Annotated in this window: 18 protein-coding genes and 1 tRNA gene; 6 read left to right on the top strand and 13 right to left on the bottom strand. The window is 67.6% G+C overall.

The window, feature by feature from the left end; translation table 11 throughout:
• Positions 1-92: 92 nt before the first annotated feature.
• The 5 genes from C5C17_RS04395 to C5C17_RS04375 all read right to left on the bottom strand — a co-directional run bounded on the left by C5C17_RS04395 (position 93) and on the right by C5C17_RS04375 (position 5,203).
• Complete coding sequence (locus C5C17_RS04395) at positions 93-1,232, bottom strand: hypothetical protein (RefSeq protein ID WP_104252147.1); 1,140 nt, start codon at positions 1,230-1,232, stop codon at positions 93-95.
• Between the two features lie 267 nt (positions 1,233-1,499).
• The gene (locus tag C5C17_RS18520) at positions 1,500-2,849 is read right to left on the bottom strand and encodes a hypothetical protein (RefSeq protein WP_181028484.1); all 1,350 of its coding nucleotides are present in this window, start codon (positions 2,847-2,849) and stop codon (positions 1,500-1,502) included.
• Positions 2,850-3,098: 249 nt separating this feature from the next.
• Positions 3,099-3,482, bottom strand: coding sequence for a 50S ribosomal protein L7/L12 (gene rplL, locus C5C17_RS04385; protein WP_104252146.1), 384 nt, complete (start codon positions 3,480-3,482; stop codon positions 3,099-3,101).
• A 45-nt stretch (positions 3,483-3,527) separates the two neighbouring features.
• Positions 3,528-4,043: a 50S ribosomal protein L10 gene (gene rplJ / locus C5C17_RS04380; protein WP_104252145.1), complete on the bottom strand. Its 516-nt coding sequence runs from the start codon at positions 4,041-4,043 to the stop codon at positions 3,528-3,530.
• Positions 4,044-4,321: 278 nt separating this feature from the next.
• The gene (locus C5C17_RS04375) at positions 4,322-5,203 is read right to left on the bottom strand and encodes a LysR substrate-binding domain-containing protein (protein WP_258065917.1); all 882 of its coding nucleotides are present in this window, start codon (positions 5,201-5,203) and stop codon (positions 4,322-4,324) included.
• Positions 5,204-5,307: 104 nt separating this feature from the next.
• On the opposite strand from C5C17_RS04375, the gene C5C17_RS04370 reads away from it, so the two are divergent.
• From C5C17_RS04370 to C5C17_RS04355, 4 genes are all read left to right on the top strand, one after another.
• Positions 5,308-6,459, top strand: coding sequence for an FAD-dependent oxidoreductase (locus C5C17_RS04370; protein WP_104252143.1), 1,152 nt, complete (start codon positions 5,308-5,310; stop codon positions 6,457-6,459).
• Between the two features lie 23 nt (positions 6,460-6,482).
• Entirely contained in the window at positions 6,483-7,730 is a 1,248-nt protein-coding gene (locus C5C17_RS04365; protein WP_104252301.1) for an allantoate amidohydrolase, read from the top strand.
• A 117-nt stretch (positions 7,731-7,847) separates the two neighbouring features.
• Positions 7,848-8,852 carry a YqaJ viral recombinase family protein gene (locus C5C17_RS04360; RefSeq protein ID WP_258065911.1) on the top strand — a complete coding sequence of 335 codons (1,005 nt, stop codon included), beginning with the start codon at positions 7,848-7,850 and terminating at the stop codon, positions 8,850-8,852.
• Between the two features lie 68 nt (positions 8,853-8,920).
• Positions 8,921-9,922 (top strand): NADP-dependent oxidoreductase, encoded by a 1,002-nt coding sequence (locus C5C17_RS04355; RefSeq protein WP_258065910.1) that lies wholly within the window; start codon positions 8,921-8,923, stop codon positions 9,920-9,922.
• A gap of 20 nt (positions 9,923-9,942) precedes the next feature.
• On the opposite strand, the gene C5C17_RS04350 is transcribed toward C5C17_RS04355, so the two are convergent.
• The gene (locus tag C5C17_RS04350; RefSeq protein WP_104252142.1) at positions 9,943-10,611 is read right to left on the bottom strand and encodes a FadR/GntR family transcriptional regulator; all 669 of its coding nucleotides are present in this window, start codon (positions 10,609-10,611) and stop codon (positions 9,943-9,945) included.
• 275 nt (positions 10,612-10,886) lie between these two features.
• Between C5C17_RS04350 and C5C17_RS04345 the strand changes: the two genes are divergently transcribed.
• Complete coding sequence (locus C5C17_RS04345) at positions 10,887-12,587, top strand: 2-isopropylmalate synthase (RefSeq protein ID WP_374953897.1); 1,701 nt, start codon at positions 10,887-10,889, stop codon at positions 12,585-12,587.
• Between the two features lie 122 nt (positions 12,588-12,709).
• Here the strand turns inward: C5C17_RS04345 and rplA are convergent, their stop codons facing one another.
• The 5 genes from rplA to C5C17_RS04320 all read right to left on the bottom strand — a co-directional run bounded on the left by rplA (position 12,710) and on the right by C5C17_RS04320 (position 15,502).
• Positions 12,710-13,396 (bottom strand): 50S ribosomal protein L1, encoded by a 687-nt coding sequence (gene rplA, locus C5C17_RS04340; protein WP_068482355.1) that lies wholly within the window; start codon positions 13,394-13,396, stop codon positions 12,710-12,712.
• A 103-nt stretch (positions 13,397-13,499) separates the two neighbouring features.
• Entirely contained in the window at positions 13,500-13,931 is a 432-nt protein-coding gene (gene rplK / locus C5C17_RS04335) for a 50S ribosomal protein L11 (RefSeq protein WP_104252140.1), read from the bottom strand.
• Between the two features lie 111 nt (positions 13,932-14,042).
• Entirely contained in the window at positions 14,043-14,972 is a 930-nt protein-coding gene (nusG, locus tag C5C17_RS04330; RefSeq protein WP_104252139.1) for a transcription termination/antitermination protein NusG, read from the bottom strand.
• A 75-nt stretch (positions 14,973-15,047) separates the two neighbouring features.
• A complete protein-coding gene (gene secE / locus C5C17_RS04325; protein ID WP_104252138.1) occupies positions 15,048-15,359 on the bottom strand; it encodes a preprotein translocase subunit SecE in 312 nt (103 codons plus the stop codon).
• Between the two features lie 70 nt (positions 15,360-15,429).
• Positions 15,430-15,502 (bottom strand) — tRNA-Trp (locus tag C5C17_RS04320).
• 192 nt (positions 15,503-15,694) lie between these two features.
• Between C5C17_RS04320 and C5C17_RS04315 the strand changes: the two genes are divergently transcribed.
• Positions 15,695-16,906 (top strand): pyridoxal phosphate-dependent aminotransferase, encoded by a 1,212-nt coding sequence (locus C5C17_RS04315; protein WP_181028483.1) that lies wholly within the window; start codon positions 15,695-15,697, stop codon positions 16,904-16,906.
• Positions 16,907-17,021: 115 nt separating this feature from the next.
• On the opposite strand, the gene C5C17_RS04310 is transcribed toward C5C17_RS04315, so the two are convergent.
• Both C5C17_RS04310 and poxB read right to left on the bottom strand, forming a co-directional pair.
• Positions 17,022-17,810, bottom strand: a complete 789-nt coding sequence (locus C5C17_RS04310) for a hypothetical protein (RefSeq protein ID WP_104252136.1) — start codon at positions 17,808-17,810, stop codon at positions 17,022-17,024.
• Between the two features lie 549 nt (positions 17,811-18,359).
• The gene (gene poxB / locus C5C17_RS04305; RefSeq protein WP_104252135.1) at positions 18,360-20,093 is read right to left on the bottom strand and encodes a ubiquinone-dependent pyruvate dehydrogenase; all 1,734 of its coding nucleotides are present in this window, start codon (positions 20,091-20,093) and stop codon (positions 18,360-18,362) included.
• Positions 20,094-20,156: the final 63 nt, after the last annotated feature.

Below are 20,156 nucleotides of genomic sequence, written 5' to 3'. Positions count from 1 at the left end.
GGCGAGCGGACGCTGGCGAGCGGACGCTGGCGAGCGGACGAAAGAGGGCGTCACCCGAAGGTGACGCCCTCTCAGCGCAACTCGGTGAGGCGCTAGGCCTTCTTGGCCGCCAGGCGGCGGGCGACGAGCACGCCGGCGCCGGTCGCGAGCGCGAGGAGGCCGATGCCTGCCGCACCGAAGACATCCTCGGCACCCGTGGTGGCGAGCTCAGGCGTCGTGTGGCCGGCGTTGGTGCCGCCGTTGCCCGCAGGAGCTGCGGTCGACGTGGGCGCCGTCGTGGTGCCAGGCGTCGCCTCGGCGATCAGGAACGTGAACGTTGCGGACAGGCCGCTCGACTGCGAGAGCGTCACCGTGTACTCACCGACGGGCAGCGGGGCACCCGACTGGTTGATGAGGACGCCCGGGTAGGTGCCGTCCTCGGCGACGACGGAGTCGTCGGTCGGGTCGACCGTGACCGAGGAGCCGTCTGGGTAGACGACGGTGATGTCGAGCGCGAGGCCAGGCGTGAAGTTCTGCGCCGTGTACGTGATGTTCTCCGTCGGGAGGAAGCTGTCCGCGTTCGCGTAGGCGACAGGGGCTTCGACCGTCGGGGTCGGCTCAGCGGTCGGCGTGGGCGTTCCCGTGGACACAGCCGCGACATTGAAGCCGAACGTGACGACGTTCTGTGCGGGAGCGCCAGCAGCGTCGACGTAGTCCTGGGTGACGGTCACCGAGTAGTCGCCCTCGTCGAAGAGCGCCGTGTTGGTGATCTCGCCGGCGTAGGAGCCGTCTTCTCCGACGTTCCAGCTGTTGCCGGCGCCCGCGGGCACCGCCTGTGCGGTTCCGTCGGGGAACGTGAGCGTGATGCTCGAAAGCGGAGCCTCGGGCGCCAGACCCGTGAGGACGTAGGTGATGCCCTCGTCCGGCGTGAAGCTCGGCTTCGTCGCCGCGCCCGCAGCGGCCGGAGCCTCTGCCGTCTCGGTGGGCTCGGCCGGCGCCGACTCGTCCGGGGTCGACGTCGGCGTCGACTCCTCGGTCGGGGTCGTCGTGGCCGGGGCCGACTCGGTGGGAGTCGTCGTCTCGGTCGGCGTCGCCGACTCGGTGGCGGCCGGCGTCTCGGCGGGCGTTGCTGGCGGCGTGGTGGTCGCTGCAAAAGCGGGAGCAGCGGTCAGCACGGCGCCGCTGGCGAGCACACCGAAGGCGATCGTGAGGGCAGATGCGCGCTTGCGCGACGAAGAGAATGAGGAAGCCATAACCCAAGACTGGCCTGACTCACAGGTGATGTCCAGAAGGCTTCAGACGATTTCGGTGGGCTCCGCCCGGATTTTGAGTGCCGCACTTGAGACAAACCCCAGATGAACGCCATTTTCTTCGGCCGCTGGTGGACCGGTTTTGAACGTGGGGACTTCTTCCCACTTGATTGAAAAATCATGGGAGATCACCCCCGGCGTAACGCACGAGCGGGGCTGGACACCGTATGGTGCCAGCCCCGCTCAGCGTCAGTGCAGGTCGTGCGGCCTTCAGCTCTCGCGACGGCGGCTCAGGAAGCGCGCCCCGGTGACAGCCGCCGCGCCGAGCCCGAGAACCAGGAGGCCGATGCCGGCGGCACCGAACGCATCCTCGGCGCCCGTCGTCGCGAGGGACTTGCTCTGGGCCTTGCCCTTGGTGTCCGCGTTCCCGCTCCCGGTGCCGCCATTGCCAGCCGGTGCGGCTGTCGAGCTCGGCGAAGCGTCGGAAGTCGCGGGCGTCTCACCGGTGACGGCGAAGGACGTCGTCGCCGTCTGCTCCTCTGCCGGCGCATCCGCCTCGAGCTCGACCGCCGCGGACGACTCCGCGGGGGCCGTCAGGTCGGACTCCTCCTGGACGATCAGCGGCACACCTCGTGCGGAGTCAGCCGCCGGAGCGCCAGTCTCTTCACCCACGGCCGGGCTGATGCTCGTCAGGGTGATGCCATAGTCGCCAGCATCCCAGGCACCGTCGTAGGTGATGATTCCCGCGTAGTTGCCTTCCGCATCCGGAATGATCGGCTCGGCCGACTCGAACTCCGCAGTCGTGTTGTCGGGGAGCAGCAGTGTGAGGCCGAGCTCAACGCCAGGCGTGAAGCCGGTGGCGACATACGTGATGCCCTCAGCAGCCTCCTCCTGCGTGTAGCTGGCCTGCTCGGTGGCGACGGCCGGTGCAGCGATGGGCGCCTCGGTCTCGGTCGGTTCCGGGGTCACCGTCTCGGTGGCGGTGGGCGAAACGCTCGCCGTCTCGGTCGGCTCGAGCGTCGGCTCTTCGGTGAGCGTGGGCTCAGGCGTCTCCGTGGAGGTCTCGGTCGGCTCAGGCGTGGCCGTCTCGGTCTCCGTGGGCTCAGGCGTAGCCGTCTCGGTCTCGGTCGGCTCAGGCGTGGCCGTCTCGGTCTCCGTGGGCTCAGGGGTGGCGGTGCCGGTGGGTGCCACGGCCGAGAAGCCCGTTGAAGCCTGCACGTCGTCCGACTCGAAGAGCACGACCGAGTAGTCGCCCTCGCTCCAGTCTTCGTCGCTGGTCAGTTCGGCACTGACGGCGCCTGATGCGTCGACTTCGTGCGACTCGGTACCCCAGGACCAGTTCGTCTGGCCCTCTGGTCCGACAACTCGCACGTACACGAGGTTGCCCGGCGTGAATCCTGAGCCGGTGACCGTGAGACCAGAGGAATCAGCGGAGATCGAGTCCGCAGAGACCGATGCGGATGCAGCGCTGGTCTCACCATCGACGCTCGCGTCTACCTGGTCGCCATTCGCGGCGAACGAGGGCGCTGCCGTGACGGCGACTCCACCGGCAACGACGCCGAAGGCGATGACGAGGGCCGTGGTGCGAGCGCGAGCGCTCTTGAAGGTGTCGGAAAGCATGAAGGGACGCTAACACGGCGGATTATTGTCCGTCGAGGCCAAAAACAGGTCAAGCGACACGCGGAAAGTCGCGATTCTCCGTCGACACACCAGTCACATTCGTCACACTGACCTCAGAAATCGCATCTTCAACAGGGATTTCCTGGGGAAACGAAACGAGGCACCGCATCCGGAAACCGGATGCGATGCCTCGTGAAAAAAGTTCCCTCGGCGTGTCGGAACACGCCGCGAAGAACAGCTGCGGGATGACTACTTGACGGTCACCGAAGCGCCGGCAGCCTCGAGGGCGTCCTTTGCCTTGTCAGCAGCTTCCTTGTTGACGCCTTCGAGAACGGGCTTCGGAGCGCCGTCAACGAGTGCCTTCGCCTCACCGAGACCGAGGCTCGTGAGGGCGCGCACCTCCTTGATGACCTGGATCTTCTTGTCGCCAGCACCCTCGAGGATGACGTCGAACTCCGTCTTCTCCTCCTCTTCGGGTGCGTCAGCTGCCGCAGCAGCAACGCCTGCAACTGCAACGGGAGCAGCAGCGGTGACCTCGAAGGTCTCCTCGAACGCCTTGACGAACTCGGAGAGCTCGATGAGCGTGAGCTCCTTGAATGCTGCGATGAGCTCGTCAGTCGTGAGCTTTGCCATGTGTTTTCTCCTTGTGTGTTGTTCTAGCCGCGAGATCCCGAAGGACTAGTTCGCGGACTCCTGCTTTTCGCGCAATGCCTCGACCGTGCGAACAGCCTTGGCTGCAGGCGCGGTGAACAGGTATGCGGCACCGAACAGCGAGGCCTTGAAGGCGCCGGCAAGCTTGCCGAGCAGAACTTCGCGGGACTCGAGGTCGGCGAGCTTGTTGACCTCTTCTGCGCTGAGAGCGTTTCCGTCGAAGAAACCGCCCTTCAGAACCAGCTGAGGGTTGTCCTTGGCGAAGGTACGAAGACTCTTCGCGACCGCGACGGGGTCGCCGTGCACGAACGCGATTGCGCTCGGTCCGGCCAGCTCGTCGTCGAACGCGGTGATTCCGGCGTTGTTCGCCGCAATCTTCGTCAGCGTGTTCTTCACCACGGCGTAGCTTGCGTGCTCACCGATCGTGCGACGCAGCGTCTTGAGCTGCGCAACAGTGAGACCGCGGTACTCAGTCAGCAGGACGGCGGTCGAGTTCTGGAACAAGTCCTGAAGCTCGGCAACTGTTGCTTCCTTGGTCGCCATGGCACTCCTCTCTCTCTTGCACGTGAATCACGTTTGTCATTCACGCACCGCAGGCGCATCTTCGATGCACAACACACAAAAAACGCTCCGGCCGCAGATGGCCGGAGCGGAGAGGATGCGATTGCTCGCACGACAACTTTGCTTCGTACACCTGCGCGGGACGTTCTTGCGAACTCTTCGTTCGTGTACGTTCTCACGCACAACGAAGACCTGCGGTCTTGGGCTCCCGAAAGAGTACATCGTCGCGGGCGTCTCGTCAACGCGGGTCGCGTGAACCGTTACCGCGGTCCGCGGAGGCTGTCGACGAGAAGGTGCGCGCTCGGATGGGAGCGCTGGCTCTCGACTGCGTGGAGCTCCGTTCGAGGCGACCCCAGCAGGGGGCGCGTGATCACACCGGGCATGTGGAAGCGGGCGACCGACGCGGGCAGGATCGACGCACCGACACCCGCTGCGACGAGACCGAGCACCGTCTCCTGGTGGATGACGCTCTGCACGATGCGCGGCACGGCCTGGGCTTCCCCGAGCCAGGTCATGACGGCGGACACGAAGCCGGGCATGAGCTCGAAGGGGAAGAGCACCACCTCTTTCTCGTGGAAGCGCGCCGGTGCCACGGTCGACTCCGCGGCGAGCGGGTCGCGGGCCGGAAGCACCGCGACCAGGTCCTCGCTTTCGAGGAGTGTCGACCGCAGGCCAGGCACGGTGAGCGGGTCGCGGAGGATCCCCACGTCGAGTTCACCCTCGAGCAGCAGCGTGATCTGCTCGGCACTCGTGAGCGACCGGGGCTCGAGACGGACGCGCGGTCTCAGTTCCTGGAACGCCCGCAGACCCCTTGGCAGCACGCTGTAGCTCGCGGAGCTCACGAACCCCACGCGAAGCCTGCCTGCGGTGCCGGCCGCGACGTCGGCGAGGTCGGCGACTGCGGCGTCCAGGTCTTCGAGGACCACACCGATTCGCTGACGGAACATGCGACCGGCCGCCGTCAGCGAGACAGTGCGAGTCGTTCGCTCGAAGAGCTGCGCACCGAGTTCCTCCTCGAGCCTGCGCACGGCGACGGTCAGTGGCGGCTGAGTCATGTGCAGGCGCGCGGCGGCGCGACCGAAGTGCAGTTCGTCGGCGACGGCGACGAAGTACCTGAGCTGGCGCAGCTCCATGTGATCCATTCGAGAGGGCTATCAAAACGTACCGCAATGATATTGGACGCGGCGCACCGAGGATGCGGTAATCGATGCACAGCACCACCCGGACGACCTCTCGAGGAGTGGACATGACCGACACCATCGTCATCGGCGCGGGACTCGCGGGCGCCGCAGCTGCCTGGCAGCTCGCCGAGCGCGGGCACCACGTGACGGTGCTCGAGCGCACGACGCCCGCCAACGAGCACGGCAGCTCTCACGGGTCCGCGCGCATCTTCCGCTACGCGTATCCCGAGCAGACGTACACCGATCTCGTCGTGCGCTCGAAGGCAGGGTGGGACGAGCTGCAGCGCACGACCGGAACCCGGCTCATCCGACCCACGGGTGCACTCGACCACGGCGACATCCGCAACCCCGGCGGCCTCGCGACCGTGTTGGAGGCAGCTGGCGTCGAGCACGAGCTCCTCAGCCCAGGCGAGGCGCGTGCGCGCTGGCCGCAGTTCCGTTTCGAGACCGACGTGCTCTGGCACCCTGGGGCCGGCGTGCTCGACGCGGGCGGCACTGTCGACGCGATGCTGGCGGCCGCCTCCGCGACCGGCCGGCTCGAGGTGCGAACCTCGTGGCCAGTCGCTCGAGTTGAGCGCCGAGGCGCCGGTTACCGCGTGCACTCGGCGACCGGCGAGGTCGCCGAGGCGGACGCGATCGTGGTCGCCGCCGGCGGCTGGCTCCCGGCACTCCTCGGGGAGCTCTCACTGCCGAGCGCATTCCTCGACCAGTTCCCGGCGCTCGAGGTGCGGCAGGAGCAGGCCTACCACTTCCCCTACCGCGAGGCGGAGGACGCCGGGACCGACGCCGACCCCTGGCCCACCTTCATCTTCAAATCGCGCGAGCTGCAGACCTACGGACTCCCCGGTGGCCGCGACGCGGACTGGCGCGGGCAGAAGGTCGCCCAGTTCAACGGCGGCAAGATCATCGACTCCGCGCTCGCGCAGGACGGGGTCGTGGATGCGGCCAATCGGCGCGCTCTCGTCGCCTACGCGGAAGCGTTCCTGCCAGGCGTGGAGCCGGAGCCCTACGCAGAGACCACCTGCCTCTTCACGACGACACCGACGGAGGACTTCGTGATCGACCGAGTCGACAACCTGGTGGTCGTCTCCGCCTGCTCCGGGCACGGCGGGAAATTCGCGCCGCTGCTCGGGGAGCTCGCAGCTGACGTGCTCACGGGAACCGGAAGCGTGCCGGCCGAATTCCGCGTCGCGGCCCAGGCCGGTGCGCGCGCATGAACGGGGAGAGCATCATGGAGAGCATGGAAGCGACCAGCAAGGCCAAGCAGCCGACGAGCGTCTCCTCGCTCATGCGCGAGATCGAGCACCTGGGCCGCGATCGAACCCGCGGCGGCTACAGCAGGCCCGTCTACTCGCATCCCGAACTCGAGTTGCGCGAATGGTTCCTCGCCGCCGCCCAGGCTCGAGGCCTCGACATCGAGGTCGACGCCAACGGCATCATCTGGGCATGGTGGGACCGAGCAGACGGAGCCCGTTCCGGCGCGCTCATCACGGGCAGCCACCTCGACTCCGTCCCAGGCGGGGGTGCGTTCGACGGGCCCCTCGGCGTGACGGCGGCCCTCGCCGCGATCGACCTGCTGCGCAGCGAAGGGCGCACGCCGAGCGTCGCCGTCGCGATCGCCGTCTTCCCCGAAGAGGAGGGGTCGCGCTTCGGCGTCGCCTGCCTCGGGTCCAGGCTCCTCACGGGCGCCATCGACCCGGACCGCGCGCGCTCGCTCCGGGATGCGGACGGAACGACCTTCGCCGAGGCTTCCGCCGCGGCCGGATTCGACCCAGAGCACCTCGGCCCCGACCCCGCTCGGGTCGCACAGTTCAGCGCGTTCATCGAACTGCATGTGGAGCAGGGCCGCGGCCTCATCGACCTCGCGGGCCCAGTCGCGATCGGATCCTCCATCCTGGGCCACGGCCGCTGGCGCGTCAGCTTCACCGGCCAGGGCAACCACGCCGGCACCACGCTCATGGCCGACCGGCGCGACCCCATGGTGGCCGCGGCGCGCCTCATCGTCGGCATCGAGGAGATCGCCCGGTCGGTGCCAGGCGCCCGAGCGACCGTCGGTCGGCTCGAGCCCGTGCCCGGCGGAACGAACGTCATCGCCTCCCGCGTCGACGCGTGGCTCGACGTGCGCCACCCCGACGACGAGGTGACCGCCGCCCTCGTCGAGCGCATTCGCGCCCGGGCTATGGAGGTGGCCGGAGAGCAGGGCTGCGAGGCGACGCTCGTCGAGGAGTCGCTCTCCCCCACCGTGTCCTTCGACGCGAGCCTCCGAGACACACTTCAGCATGCCCTCCCCAACGCGCCGGTGCTCGACACAGGCGCCGGCCACGATGCCGGCGTGCTCGCCGCGCACCTGCCGACCGCCATGCTGTTCATCCGCAACCCGAGCGGCATCTCCCACTCGCCGGAGGAGTACGTCGAAGACGTGGATGCGGACCACGGCGCGCGCGCCCTCGCCACTGCGATCATGGCCGCCGGAGGCGACGAAGCCTGAGCTGACGCCCGCCGCCCGTGTCGTCCGGTCCGCTCGCGCACCGATCGGCGACGACATTCTTTCGGCACCTCGGCGCTTGGTACCGCGACTGTCGGTGGTGTGGGAAAGAATAGGCGGATGGTCATGTTCCGCCCGAGCCACGACGTCGACGAGACGTCCTGGTTCGGCGAACCCCAGGAGGCGCCGAAGTCGCGCCGCCGTGACCGTGAGCTCTACGGCCCGGCCGCGCTGATGGACTACGCGTCGGCACCCGCACCGGCACCCGCACCGGCACCCCGGGTGGAGTCCCTGCCGCGCTTCTACACCTCGGAGACCCGCCCGGCGCCGGCGACGACACCGCTCTCGGCGAGCGAGGTCGGCGTGTGGCGCGCCCGCGGCCCGGCCTCGGCCGAGAGCACCGCGATCGAGCTTCCCGCGACCCCGGAGGTCGAGGCCATGAGCGCTCACCTCCTGCGCGTCCTCGCCGACTCCAACGACCGTGCCGCGTGGCTCAAGGCCCGCGCCGACGGCGTCACGGCGACCGATGCGGCACGCCTCGCAACACCGTCGTCGGTCAAGCAGGTCGTCAAAGACAAGGTCATGGGCAACTCCTTCAACGGGAACGCCTACACCGACTTCGGACGCCAGCGCGAACCGGAGATCGCCAGGTGGGTCCTCGAGCGCCACGGCATCCCGGCAAGCGGCCTCCTGTTCCACGCCGAGGCGTCCAAGAGCCACCTCGCGACCCCCGACGGCCTGCACTGCGACGAAGAGGGCCGCATCCTCCTCGCCGAGATCAAGACCACCAACAAGGTGTGGAAGCGCATCCCCCGCTCCTACATGCGCCAGATCTGGTGGCAGCAGTACGTGCTCGGCGCCGAACGCACCCTCATGGTGTGGGAGCGACACCAGGACTTCATCGTCGTCGACCGCGAACCGAAGTTCGTGTGGATCGACCGCGACGAGGAAGAGATCGCCAAGCTCGTGACCCTCGCCAACGAGGTGCTCAAGGATGTCGAGAAGTACCGGGGCGAGTTCGCCCAGTACTCGACCGGCAACACTGCGCCCACCCATGGATACGGGAACACGCACAGCACGAGCGACTACACGCAGTCGTTCTACGACGCCGAGACGTACGCGTAGCGAGCATCCTCCCGGCCACGCCCATCTCGTTCACGAGAGTCTCATCTCGTCCGCGCGAGAATGGCGCCATGACTGACGCCTCAGACCTCCAGCCGACCTCAGACACCATGCGCGCGGCCCTGCTCACGGGCATCGGCGGACCCGAGATGATGCAGTTGGGCGAGACCGCCGTGCCCCTCACCCTGAACTCGGACACGCTGGTGCGCGTCAAGGCCGCGGGAGTGAACCCCATCGACGGCAAGACCCGCTCAGGTGCCGGTGCCGCGAAGGCGATCACCAGCTTCCCGTCCACCCTCGGCGGCGAGTTCTCCGGTGTCGTCGTCCGGGCTTCCTACGAGCTCGCGCCCTTCCAGCCCGGCGACGAGGTGTACGGGATGCTCCTCTTCCCCCGCTACTCGGGTGCGTACGCCGAATACGTGTCGGTCCCCTTCATGAGCCTCGCGAAGAAGCCCAAGAACCTGTCCTTCATCGAGGCTGGCGGCGTCCCACTCGCCGTGCTCACCGCCTGGGCCGCCGTCGTCGAAGCAGGCGGCGTCTACACGGGACAGCGCGTCCTCATCCACGCAGGCGCTGGCGGGGTCGGCCACTTCGCAGTGCAGCTCGCGAAGTACTTCGGCGCGCACGTCATCACCACGGCCTCCGAGCGCAACCACGAGTGGTTGCGCGAGCTCGGCGCGGACCAGGTCATCGACTACCGCAACGAGCGCTTCGAGGACGTCATCGGCGAACCCGTCGACGTCGTCATCGACCTCATCGGCAACGTCAAAGACCAGACCGGCAGCCGGTCCCTTCACGTCCTCCGCGACGGTGGCACACTCATCAACGTGCCGACCGGCAGCTACCCGGAGCTCTTCGACGAGGCCGCCGCCGAGAACCGAGGCATCGTCGCCTCCACGCTCAAGCTCTCGCCAGAGGGACGCATCCTGCAGACCATCACGCAGCTCTTCGAGCAGGGAGCCCTGCAGACGCACGTCGACCGGGTCTTCCCCCTCGCCGAGGCCGGCGCCGCGCAGGAGCTCATCGCCGACGGCCACGTGCGCGGGAAGGTCGTCCTCGACATCGACGCGTAGTCAGCGGCACCCCGACGCGACTAGCGCGTCGTCGCTTTGAGCTCGAGCAGATGGTCACGAGTGAGGGCGGCGGCCGTCGGGGCGTCCTGCGCTTCGATCGCGTCCAGGATGCGGAGGTGGACGTCGTGGTCGGCGTCACCACCGAACTCGCCGCGAAGGCGCAGCATGCCGATCATCGCCTGCCTGCTTCGGGGCGCGAACCCGTCGAAGAGCTCCGTGAGGATCTCGTTGTGCGCGGCGATGACGATGCTGCGGTGCAGCGCGATGTCCGCGTCGACGTGCGCTTCGACACTCGCGCGCTGCGCCTTCCGGGCGTCTGCGGCGCGGATCATCGTCTGGAGCTCCGCAGCTGTGCGCCGTGCGGCCGCGAGCCCGGAGGCTTCCACTTCGATGGCGATGCGGGCCTCGATCACTCTCTCGATATCCGCGCGCCCCACGATCGCATCCAGGGGCTCAGCCGCGTCGAGAGCGGTGACGAACACCCCCGCCCCCTGCTTGGTGGCGAGCACGCCGCTCCCCGCGAGCTGGCGTATGGCTTCGCGGATCGTCGACCGCCCGACCCCGAGTTGGGGCGCGAGGGTCGTCTCGCCCGGCAGCTTCTGTCCCAGCTCCCATTCCCCTTCGCGGATTCGCTCGAGGAGCAGCTGGGCGGCCTGCTCGGCGAGAGGTTCACGGCGGAGTGCGCTCATGCCCCCATCATCCCCCATCTCGAACACTCCTCTACTTGTCTGAGGAGTTGTGCTAGATTCTGTCGCATGCTCCACGCACCGTTCCTTCTCCTCCGCCGCCACGACGGGTCCTAGCCTGACCGGCTCCCCGTCGTGGAGCCGAAACGCGCGCCGGTCGTCACCCCCGCACGACCGAAGAGGACAAGAACATGCACAGCAACGAATCCTGGATCTCCACACCCGCCGGCCCCGTTCCCGACCAGGCACCGCACTGGAACCGCCAGCGACACTCGCAGATGCCCTCCCACCGCTACCGCGACGTCCACTCCCGAGTAGACGTGCCACTCACCGAACGAGACTGGCCCGCGAATCGACTCACGGCCGCGCCCCTCTGGGTCCCCGTCGACCTGCGGGACGGAAACCAGGCGCTCTCCGAGCCCATGGACCCCGACCGCAAGCACCGATTCTTCGAGCTCATGATCCGCCTGGGATACAAGGAGATCGAAGTCGGCTACCCCTCCGCTTCCCAGACCGACTACGACTTCGTACGTCTCATCGCGACCACCGAACTCGCACCGGAGGACGTCACGATCGTCGTGTTCACACCAGCGCGTCGTGACCTGATCGAACGAACAGTCGCCGCCATCCTGGGGATCCGGAACCCAGTCGTCATCCACCTCTACACGGCGACAGCCCCCGCCTGGCGCGACGTGGTTCTCGGGAAGAGCAAGCAGCAGCTCAGAGAGCTGATCCTCGCCGGCGCGAGCGACGTCCTCGAGCTCGCCGGCCACCTGCCGAACGTGCGATTCGAGTTCTCACCAGAGGTGTTCAACCTCACCGAACCCGACTACGTCCTCGACATCTGCAATGCCGTCACGGAACTCTGGATGGCGACCCCCGAGCGGCCGGTCATCCTGAACCTCCCCGCCACCGTGGAAGTCGCAACCCCGAACATCTACGCGGACCAGATCGAGTACATGCACAAGCACCTGGCGCGACGCGACTCCGTGATCCTCTCCGTGCACCCCCACAACGACCGAGGAACGGGAGTCGCGTGCGCAGAACTGGCGGTGCTCGCGGGTGCGCAGCGCGTGGAAGGGTGCATCTTCGGCAACGGCGAGCGCACGGGCAACGTCGACATCGCAATCCTCGCCCTGAACCTGCACGCGCAGGGCATCGACCCCATGATCGACTTCTCCGACATCGACGAGATACGCCGCACCGTGGAAGACAGCAACCGCATCGAGGTCCACGCCAGGCACCCGTACGTGGGCGACCTCGTCCACACCGCCTTCAGCGGCACACACCAGGACGCCATCAGGAAGGGGTTCGCCGAGCAGCGCTCCCGCGCCGCGCACGAGGGGCGACCAGAACGTGACATCGAGTGGCGGGTCCCCTACCTGCCCATCGACCCGGCGGACATCGGTCGCAGCTACGACGCCGTCATCCGCGTCAATTCGCAGTCCGGCAAGGGCGGTATCGCCTACCTGCTCGAAACCGAATACGGCATCGAACTCCCCCGGCGCCTCCAGATCGACTTCGCTCGACGCGTTCAGGAGCACACCGATGCGAACGGCCAGGAGGTGGGGGCCGCACAGCTGCTCGAGCTCTTCGAGCGCAGCTACCTGGGCGGCTCGTCTCCGGACGTCGAACTGCTCGATCTCAGCGTCGAGACCCACGCGGGGGCATCACGCACGAGCATCCGCGTGGGCATCGACGGCGCTGAGCACAGCGGCACCTTCGACGGCATTGGACCAGCAGAGGCCGTCACGAAGCTGCTCGCAAGTGCGGGCGTCACCGTCGACATCCTCTCGCTCCACCAGACAGCGCTCGGGGTGGGCAGCAGCAGCGAAGCGCTGACACTCCTGGAGTACCGAACCTCCTCAGGCACACGCTGGGTGGCCGGCCGAGACCGGTCAGTGCTGTCGGCAACCGTCATCGCGATCCTCAGCGCAGCGAGCAACAGCATCTCGATGCACGCACACGCGCACGCGTAGCCGGGGTGGGCGCGGGCCGGTGGGTGCTCTCACCGGGAACGCACGAACGGCCCAGTCCGAAGACTGGGCCGTTCGTGCTGGCGGATGCATGCATCCGCCTGAGCTGTGCAGCTCGCGACAGACTAGATCGCGTTGACGTCCAGCGGGATGCCGGGGCCGAAGGTCGTCGAGACGACGGCCTTCTGGATGTAGCGGCCCTTCGAGCTCGACGGCTTGAGGCGGACGACCTCGTCGAGGGCTGCGCGGAGGTTCTCTCCGAGCTGCTCCGACGTGAACGCCGACTTGCCGACGATGAAGTGCACGTTGGAGTGCTTGTCGACGCGGAACTCGATCTTTCCGCCCTTGATCTCGGTGACAGCCTTGGCCGGGTCGGTCGTGACCGTTCCGGTCTTCGGGTTCGGCATGAGGCCACGGGGTCCGAGGACCTTTCCGAGGCGTCCGACCTTGCCCATGAGGTCAGGGGTGGCGACTGCGGAGTCGAAGTCGGTCCAGCCGTCTGCAACGCGAGCGATGAGCTCGTCGCCGCCGACCTCGTCGGCGCCGGCGGCGATAGCTGCCTCAGCCTTGTCACCCGTCGCGAAGACGATGACCTTGGCCGTCTTGCCGGTGCCGTTGGGCAGGCTGACGGTGCCACGAACCATCTGGTCGGCCTTGCGCGGGTCTACACCCAGGCGAAGAGCGACCTCGACGGTGCTGTTGAACTTGGACGAGCCGGTCTCGCGTGCGAGCTCGACGGCCTCGGCGAGACCGTAGAACTTGTCCTCGCCGATCTTCTCTGCCGCGGCACGGTATGCCTTGGACTTAGCCATGTTGTTCTCCTTCAAGAGTTGCGGTTGCGAGCCTGGCCGGCTCTCCCGCGATGTTCAATGCCGCGCCCGAGGCGCGACGTGTGGTGTTGGGAGCGGGAAGGCCTTAGCCCTCGACCGTGATTCCCATGGAGCGAGCCGTACCGGCGATGATGCGCGACGCCATGTCGAGGTCGTTCGCGTTCAGGTCGGACTGCTTCGCCTCCGCGATCTCGCGGACCTGGGCGGCGGTGAGCTTGCCGACCTTGGCCGTGTGAGGCGTCGGGGAGCCCTTCTTGACGCCGGCAGCCTTCTTGATCAGCTCGGCAGCAGGAGGGGTCTTCAGGATGAAGGTGAACGAACGGTCTTCGTACACGGTGATCTCGACGGGGATCACATTGCCACGCTGCGACTCGGTAGCCGCGTTGTAGGCCTTGCAGAACTCCATGATGTTGACGCCGTGCTGACCGAGCGCGGGGCCGATAGGAGGAGCCGGGTTAGCGGCGCCAGCCTGGATCTGAAGCTTGATCAGACCCGAGACCTTCTTCTTGGGTGCCATGTCTTTTCCTTCTTTCGATTCGAACTCCGCGCAGACGCGCGGTGCTCTCCCGGTGGCCCGGCGGTTCCGGACTCCGGTGGTTTAGGGGCAGTCGCTTGGTGGGAGCGAGTGCTAGAGCTTGGTGACCTGGTCGAAGCTGAGCTCGACGGGGGTCTCGCGCTCGAAGAGCGACACGAGCACGGTGAGCTTGCCGCTCTCCGGCTTGATCTCGCTGATCGAGCCGGTGAGCCCCTCGAAGGAGCCCTCCTTGATCGTGATGGTCTCGCCGATCTCGAAGTCGATCTCTGCGATCGGCTGGCGCTTCTGCACGCCACCCTGACCTGAAGCGTTCGCCTTCGCGGGTGCTTCTGCGATCTCGACAAGACTCTTCAGCATCTCAAATGCCTCGTTGAAGCGCAACGGGGTCGGGTTGTGGGCGTTGCCCACGAAGCCCGTGACACCCGGGGTGTGGCGCACGACGGACCAGCTGTCCTCGTTCAGCATGAGGCGCACGAGCACGTAGCCGGGGATGCGGACGCGCGTGACCATCTTGCGCTGGCCGTTCTTGATCTCGACCACGTCCTCCATGGGCACTTCCACCTGGTAGATGAAGTCGCTCATGTTCATGGACTCGGTGCGCTGGTGCAGGTTCTGCTTGACGCGACGCTCGAAGCCGGCGTACGTGTGGATGACGTACCACTTGCCAGGCTTGAGGCGCAGCTCGCGCTTGAAGGTCTCGTACGGGTCGACGTCGGGGTCTTCCTCGCGAGCCTCGACCTCTTCATCTTCGGTCGCGGCGGCCGCAGCAGCCTCTTCCTCGCTCGTGTCGATCTCGAGGACATCGTTGACGATCGCGTCGACCTCGGGGTCGACGACATCGGCGCCTTCTCCGTCGTCGAGGTCTTCCTCGGTCACGACTTCGTCGGACTCTTCGATCTCGTGGGCCTCATCGAACTCTGCGTCGATGTCGCGGTCACCCTCCTGGGCCTCTGCGACTTCGGAGTCCTGCTCCAGCGCGGTCTCGTAAAGACCGTTCGGGTCGGCGACGTTCGGGTCTGACACGATTCCTCATCTCGATTGTGTGGTGCGGGGCTGCTCGCCCTTTTCGGTGGAGGCTCGGGAGCCGGAGCGGTGCGACTATTCCGTCGGAACGGGCGTCGCCGCCGGCTCGCTCGGGAACAGCGAGCTGCCCTGACCGAAGACCCACGATGCGCCCCACCCGAAGAGCAGGTCGAGCACCGTGACGAGCAACATCATGAAGATGACGAAGACGAGCACGACACCCGTGAACTTGAAGAGCTCCGCGCGGGTCGGTGTGACGACCTTCTTGAGCTCGCCCATGACCTGGCGGAAGAAGAGAGCGATGCGGCCGACAAGGCCGCGCTTGGGCTCGGAGCCTCGCTTTGACTCGGCGACGTCGGTCGCTTCGTCGGACTTGCTTGGACTCACGCGCTCTCCCTTTCGATGGTTGAGACCTTCGATGGTGGGCCCCGTAGTGGGTGCGTTCAGCACCGAAATGCAGGGCGGACAGGACTCGAACCTGCAACCTGCGGTTTTGGAGACCGCTGCTCTACCAATTGAGCCACCGCCCTTTGCGTGAACACCGGATGCGCGCATCCGTTCACCCTGATACCGTCTGCAGCCGCTCCATATGGAACGGTTTCAGGCGCGGTTCAGTATGTCGCTTTCGGCAACCAGGAAAGCATACGACAGGTGCGCGCCGGAAGTCCAACGCGGGCGCAACTCGCGGACGGCGACGCGCCTCCGGACCTAGACTCAGGGCCATGGTTTCCGACTCACGTCTCTCTCCTCGCATCGCCGCGATCGCCGAATCCGCAACGCTCAAGGTCGACGCGAAGGCCAAGGGCCTCAAGGCCGCCGGCCGACCCGTCATCAGCTACGCAGCTGGCGAGCCCGACTTCCCCACCCCGCAGCACGTCGTCGAAGCGGCACTCGTCGCCGTCAGCGACCCGAAGAACCACCGCTACACCCCGGCGGCCGGCCTGCCGGAGCTCCGAGAGGCCATCGCCGAGAAGACGAAGCGCGATTCCGGCTGGGATGTCCCCGCCTCGCAGGTCATCGTCACGAACGGCGGCAAGCAGGCCGTCTACCAGGCCATCAACACGGTCGTCGGCGCTGGCGACGAGGTCCTCCTCCCCGCCCCCTACTGGACCACGTACCCCGAGGTCATCCAGCTCGCCGGCGGCACGACCGTCCCCGTCTTCGCCGGCGCCGACCAGGAGTACAAGGTCACCGTCGACCAGCTCGAGGCGGCTCGCACCCCCGCCACGAAGGCGATGCTCTTCGTCTCGCCGTCCAACCCGACGGGTGCCGTCTACTCCGAGGAGGAGACGCGCGCCATCGGCGAGTGGGCCGCCGAGCACGGCATCTGGGTCATCGCCGACGAGATCTACCAGAACCTCACCTACGACGGCGTCCGCGCCGTCTCCATCGTCGAAGCGGCCCCTGCCGTCGCCGACCGCACCATCCTCGTCAACGGCGTCGCCAAGTCCTTCGCGATGACCGGCTGGCGCGTCGGGTGGATGGTCGGCCCTGCCGACGCCATCAAGGGCGCAGGCAACCTGCAGTCGCACCTGTCGAGCAACGTCAACAACATCGCGCAGCGAGCGGCCATCGCAGCCCTCACGGGGCCGACCGAGCCCGTCGAGGAGATGCGCCTCGCCTTCGACCGCCGCCGCAAGACCATGGTCGAGGAGCTCAGCAAGGTCAACGGCTTCCGCGTCCCGACGCCTGAGGGCGCCTTCTACGTCTACGCCGACGTGCAGCAGCTCATCGGCAAGGAGATCGAGGGACGCCAGATCACCTCGTCGCTTGACCTCGCCGACCTCATCCTCGACGTCGCTGAGGTCGCCGTCGTGCCAGGTGAGGCGTTCGGGCCGTCCGGCTACCTGCGCCTCAGCTACGCGCTCGGCGACGACGCGCTGCTGGAAGGCGTGCAGCGCCTGCAGAAGCTCTTCGCCGGCGTCGAGCTCTAGGCACGCGGCGGCCCGCTGCGCCCGCTGCACTGAAGAGGCCAGTTTCGCCCCATCCTGACGCTCAGGACGGGGCGAAACTGGCCTTTCGCGGTTTCAGGCCCGCGGGCAGGCGCGACTACGGCGTCGTGAAGCTGATCTCAGCCACCTTCTGCGAGATGCGCGAGTTCGGGTCGTCGAGCTCGCCGCCCCACGCATTCGCCAAGATGGTGATCTTCGTGCCGGTCGACGGCATGTAGCGCGTCGCCATCATCCCCTCGGATCCGTCCGACCAGCGGAGGCGCTGCGCGAGCAGCTCCAGCTCGTACCCTCCCTGCCCCTTGAGAACCAGCGGCACGGGGTCACCGATCGGCTCGGGCTTCGCCGTGAACTGCAGCGAGGCAGAGTTCAGCTCCGACCGCGTCATGTCCTCGTCGCGGTACTCGCTCTTGTGCAGGTTCTCCTGCGCCACCGAGAAGTACGCGCCGGACTGCGGGTCGCTCAGGATGTACAGGTTCGGCTGCCGCTCGGAGACGTCCTGCTCCCAGCCGCCGACCGGCGGATTCACCACCGTGATCCCGTTCGGGAACACGACGTCCGTCGTGATCGGGATGTACCCGGGGGCCGCGTCCTGGGGGGCGGCGGGCATGAGCGTGCTCGTCGGGACGGGAGTCGAGGTCGGAGCCTGCGGGTCGGCGCCCCCGACGGGGACGGTCGGGTCGTTCGGCGAGGTGAACGCCATGAAGAGGCCGACGACGAGGGCGACGATCGCGACACCGCTGATGCCGATGCCGACGAGGAGGCCGACCGGGCGCTTGCGCTGCTTCTGCAGTTCCGGATCCTCCCCCAGCTCGCGGCGCCTCGGCTGCGCGGCCTCCTGCTGCTGCGGCGCGAACCGGGGCGGCGGGACACCGGCGGGGAGATTCACGGGAGGGCCCTGCACGAATGGCCCCCGACCGGGGACCCGGGCGCCAGGCTGCCCTGGATCCTGCCCGGGATGAGGCGTCGGAGCCAGCGACGGGAAGTTTCCCTGAGCAGGGAAAGGGCCGTTCGCAGAGTGCTGACCGTGCGCGGGGTACTGGTTGTTCGGGGAATACTGGCCGTTCGCCGGGTGCTGGGCCGGCGCGGGGAACTGGCCCGGCGCGGGGTACCGGCCAGGCGCGGGGTACTGCCCTTGCTCCGGTCCGGAGGCGCGCGGTGGTGCGGAGAACTGTCCGGGCACTCGGGGGTTCCCCTGCGGCACGCCGGCCGACGGCACACCCCAGGGGGCCTGCGGACCGGCAGCCGGCGCGGGTGGCACTGGCCCACCACCTCGCGGCCGATCCCGGCGTCGATCCTGACCGCCGTTCTGGCCCGGCGGTGGTGTGAGGGGCGGTTGCGTCATGCCTGCGAGAGTACCGCCCGCGTCAGGCAGTCGCCTTGGCGCGGGCGGTCCTCACCGAGCGAGCTTGGCCGTCCTCATCCGGAGAGCTGCGACTCAGTCGAAGATGCGGCGAAGCAGGTTCGTGTCGGCGAGGTCGACAAGCTCGTCACCACGCCCGGACAGGACGGTGCGCAGCGCGTACAGCGTGAATCCCTTGACCTGCTCCGCTGAGATGGTCGGGGGAATCGACAGCTCCTGCCTCGCCGTCACCACATCGATGAGCGCCGGCCCGTCGTGCGCGAACGCCTCCCTGAGGGCGCCCTCGAGATCGTTCGGGTTCTCGACCCGCTGGCCGTGGATTCCGACTGCCTTCGCGACGTCCGCGAAGTTCGGGTTCTCGAGGTCCGTGCCGTAGTTGACGAAGCCGGCGGCCTTCATCTCGACCTCGACGAAGTTCAGCGACGAATTGTTGAAGACGACGATCTTCACGGGGAGCTTGCTCTGCCTGAGCGTGAGCAGCTCACCGAGGAGCATCGCGAGTCCGCCATCGCCCGCGAGCGCCACCACCTGGCGGTCGGGGAACGCCGACTGCGCGCCGATGGCCTGCGGCACGGCGTTGGCCATCGTGCCGTGGCTGAACGAGCCGATGAGCCTTCGCTGCCCGTTCATCTCGAGGTAGCGGGCGGCCCACACGACGGGTGAGCCAACATCCGGGATGAACACGGCGTCTCGCGTCGCGAGCTCGCTGACAAGACGGGCCACGTACTGCGGGTGGATGGGCGTGCGCCCGTGGTCGTTGTCGGCGAGCGAGTCGAGCTCCTTCCGCGCCTTGCGGTAGTGCTTGACGGACGTCTCGAGGTGCTTGCCGCTCTTGTCTCCCGCGAGGAGCGGGAGCAGCGCGTCGAGGGTGTCCCCGACGTCGCCGACCAGTCCCAGGTCGAGCGGCGTGCGCTTGCCGAGCTGCTCGCCGCGGATGTCGACCTGGATGATCTTCGCCTTCGATGGGAAGAACTGCTGGTAGGGGAAGTCGGTACCGAGCATGAGGAGCGCGTCGCAGTCCTCGATGGCGCGGTAGCCGGACGAGAAGCCGAGCAGCCCCGTCATGCCGACGTCATAGGGGTTGTCGTACTCGATGAACTCCTTGCCGCGGAGCGCGTGGACGATCGGGGCCTGGAGCGCCTCTGCCGCTGCCAGCAGCTGCGCGTGCGCTCCCTGCGTGCCAGCGCCGCCGAGAATCGTGACCTTCTTCGCCGAGTTGAGGATGTCCGCAGCCCTCGCGAGGTCCTCGTCCGCCGGGCGCACCACCGACCTGGTGGGGAGGATCGGCGCTGACTTGCGTCGCCCGGCGCTCTCCTTCAGGAAGATCTCCCCCGGGATCACGACCACGGCCACGCCCTGTTTCTCGACGGCGGCGCGCATTGCGATCTCGAGCACCCGTGGCAGCTGCTCGGGCACGCTGACCATCTCGCAGTAGACGCTGCTCTCGCGGAAGAGCTCCTGCGGGTGCGTCTCCTGGAAGTAGCCGCTGCCGATCTCAGCGGAAGGGATGTGGGCGGCGATCGCGAGCACGGGCACGCGGCTGCGGTTCGCGTCGTAGAGGCCGTTGATGAGGTGCAGGTTGCCCGGCCCGCAGCTGCCAGCGCAGACGGCCAGGTCCCCGGTCAGCGCGGCGTCCGCAGATGCAGCGAAGGCAGCCGCCTCCTCATGTCGCACATGCGACCAGGCGACGTGCCCGTTCCGGCGGATGGCGTCGGTGAATCCGTTGAGCGAGTCACCGGGAAGCCCGTAGACCCGCTCGACTCCGGCATCGTGGAGGATATCGACGATCGTGTCAGCGACTGTAGTCATGGCGCGATCTTCTGCCTCGAACCGGGGAGCCAGCCGAGCAATCGACAGCCTGTCACCGCGAGA

The sequence above is a fragment of the Pseudoclavibacter sp. RFBA6 genome, assembly GCF_002931575.1.
Classification (GTDB): Bacteria; Actinomycetota; Actinomycetes; order Actinomycetales; family Microbacteriaceae; genus Pseudoclavibacter; species Pseudoclavibacter terrae.
Note: the sequence above shows the minus strand (reverse complement) of the source record. Positions and strands in the feature narration are given on the sequence as shown.

Bases quoted from the DNA above. Each gene is read 5' to 3' on its own strand.
- C5C17_RS04395 (WP_104252147.1), bottom strand. From the start codon at position 1,232: ATGGCTTCCTCATTCTCTTCGTCGCGCAAGCGCGCATCTGCCCTCACG.
- C5C17_RS18520 (WP_181028484.1), bottom strand. From the start codon at position 2,849: ATGCTTTCCGACACCTTCAAGAGCGCTCGCGCTCGCACCACGGCCCTC.
- rplL (WP_104252146.1), bottom strand. From the start codon at position 3,482: ATGGCAAAGCTCACGACTGACGAGCTCATCGCAGCATTCAAGGAGCTC.
- rplJ (WP_104252145.1), bottom strand. From the start codon at position 4,043: ATGGCGACCAAGGAAGCAACAGTTGCCGAGCTTCAGGACTTGTTCCAG.
- C5C17_RS04375 (WP_258065917.1), bottom strand. From the start codon at position 5,203: ATGGATCACATGGAGCTGCGCCAGCTCAGGTACTTCGTCGCCGTCGCC.
- C5C17_RS04370 (WP_104252143.1), top strand. From the start codon at position 5,308: ATGACCGACACCATCGTCATCGGCGCGGGACTCGCGGGCGCCGCAGCT.
- C5C17_RS04365 (WP_104252301.1), top strand. From the start codon at position 6,483: ATGGAAGCGACCAGCAAGGCCAAGCAGCCGACGAGCGTCTCCTCGCTC.
- C5C17_RS04360 (WP_258065911.1), top strand. From the start codon at position 7,848: ATGGTCATGTTCCGCCCGAGCCACGACGTCGACGAGACGTCCTGGTTC.
- C5C17_RS04355 (WP_258065910.1), top strand. From the start codon at position 8,921: ATGACTGACGCCTCAGACCTCCAGCCGACCTCAGACACCATGCGCGCG.
- C5C17_RS04350 (WP_104252142.1), bottom strand. From the start codon at position 10,611: ATGAGCGCACTCCGCCGTGAACCTCTCGCCGAGCAGGCCGCCCAGCTG.
- C5C17_RS04345 (WP_374953897.1), top strand. From the start codon at position 10,887: ATGCCCTCCCACCGCTACCGCGACGTCCACTCCCGAGTAGACGTGCCA.
- rplA (WP_068482355.1), bottom strand. From the start codon at position 13,396: ATGGCTAAGTCCAAGGCATACCGTGCCGCGGCAGAGAAGATCGGCGAG.
- rplK (WP_104252140.1), bottom strand. From the start codon at position 13,931: ATGGCACCCAAGAAGAAGGTCTCGGGTCTGATCAAGCTTCAGATCCAG.
- C5C17_RS04315 (WP_181028483.1), top strand. From the start codon at position 15,695: ATGGTTTCCGACTCACGTCTCTCTCCTCGCATCGCCGCGATCGCCGAA.
- poxB (WP_104252135.1), bottom strand. From the start codon at position 20,093: ATGACTACAGTCGCTGACACGATCGTCGATATCCTCCACGATGCCGGA.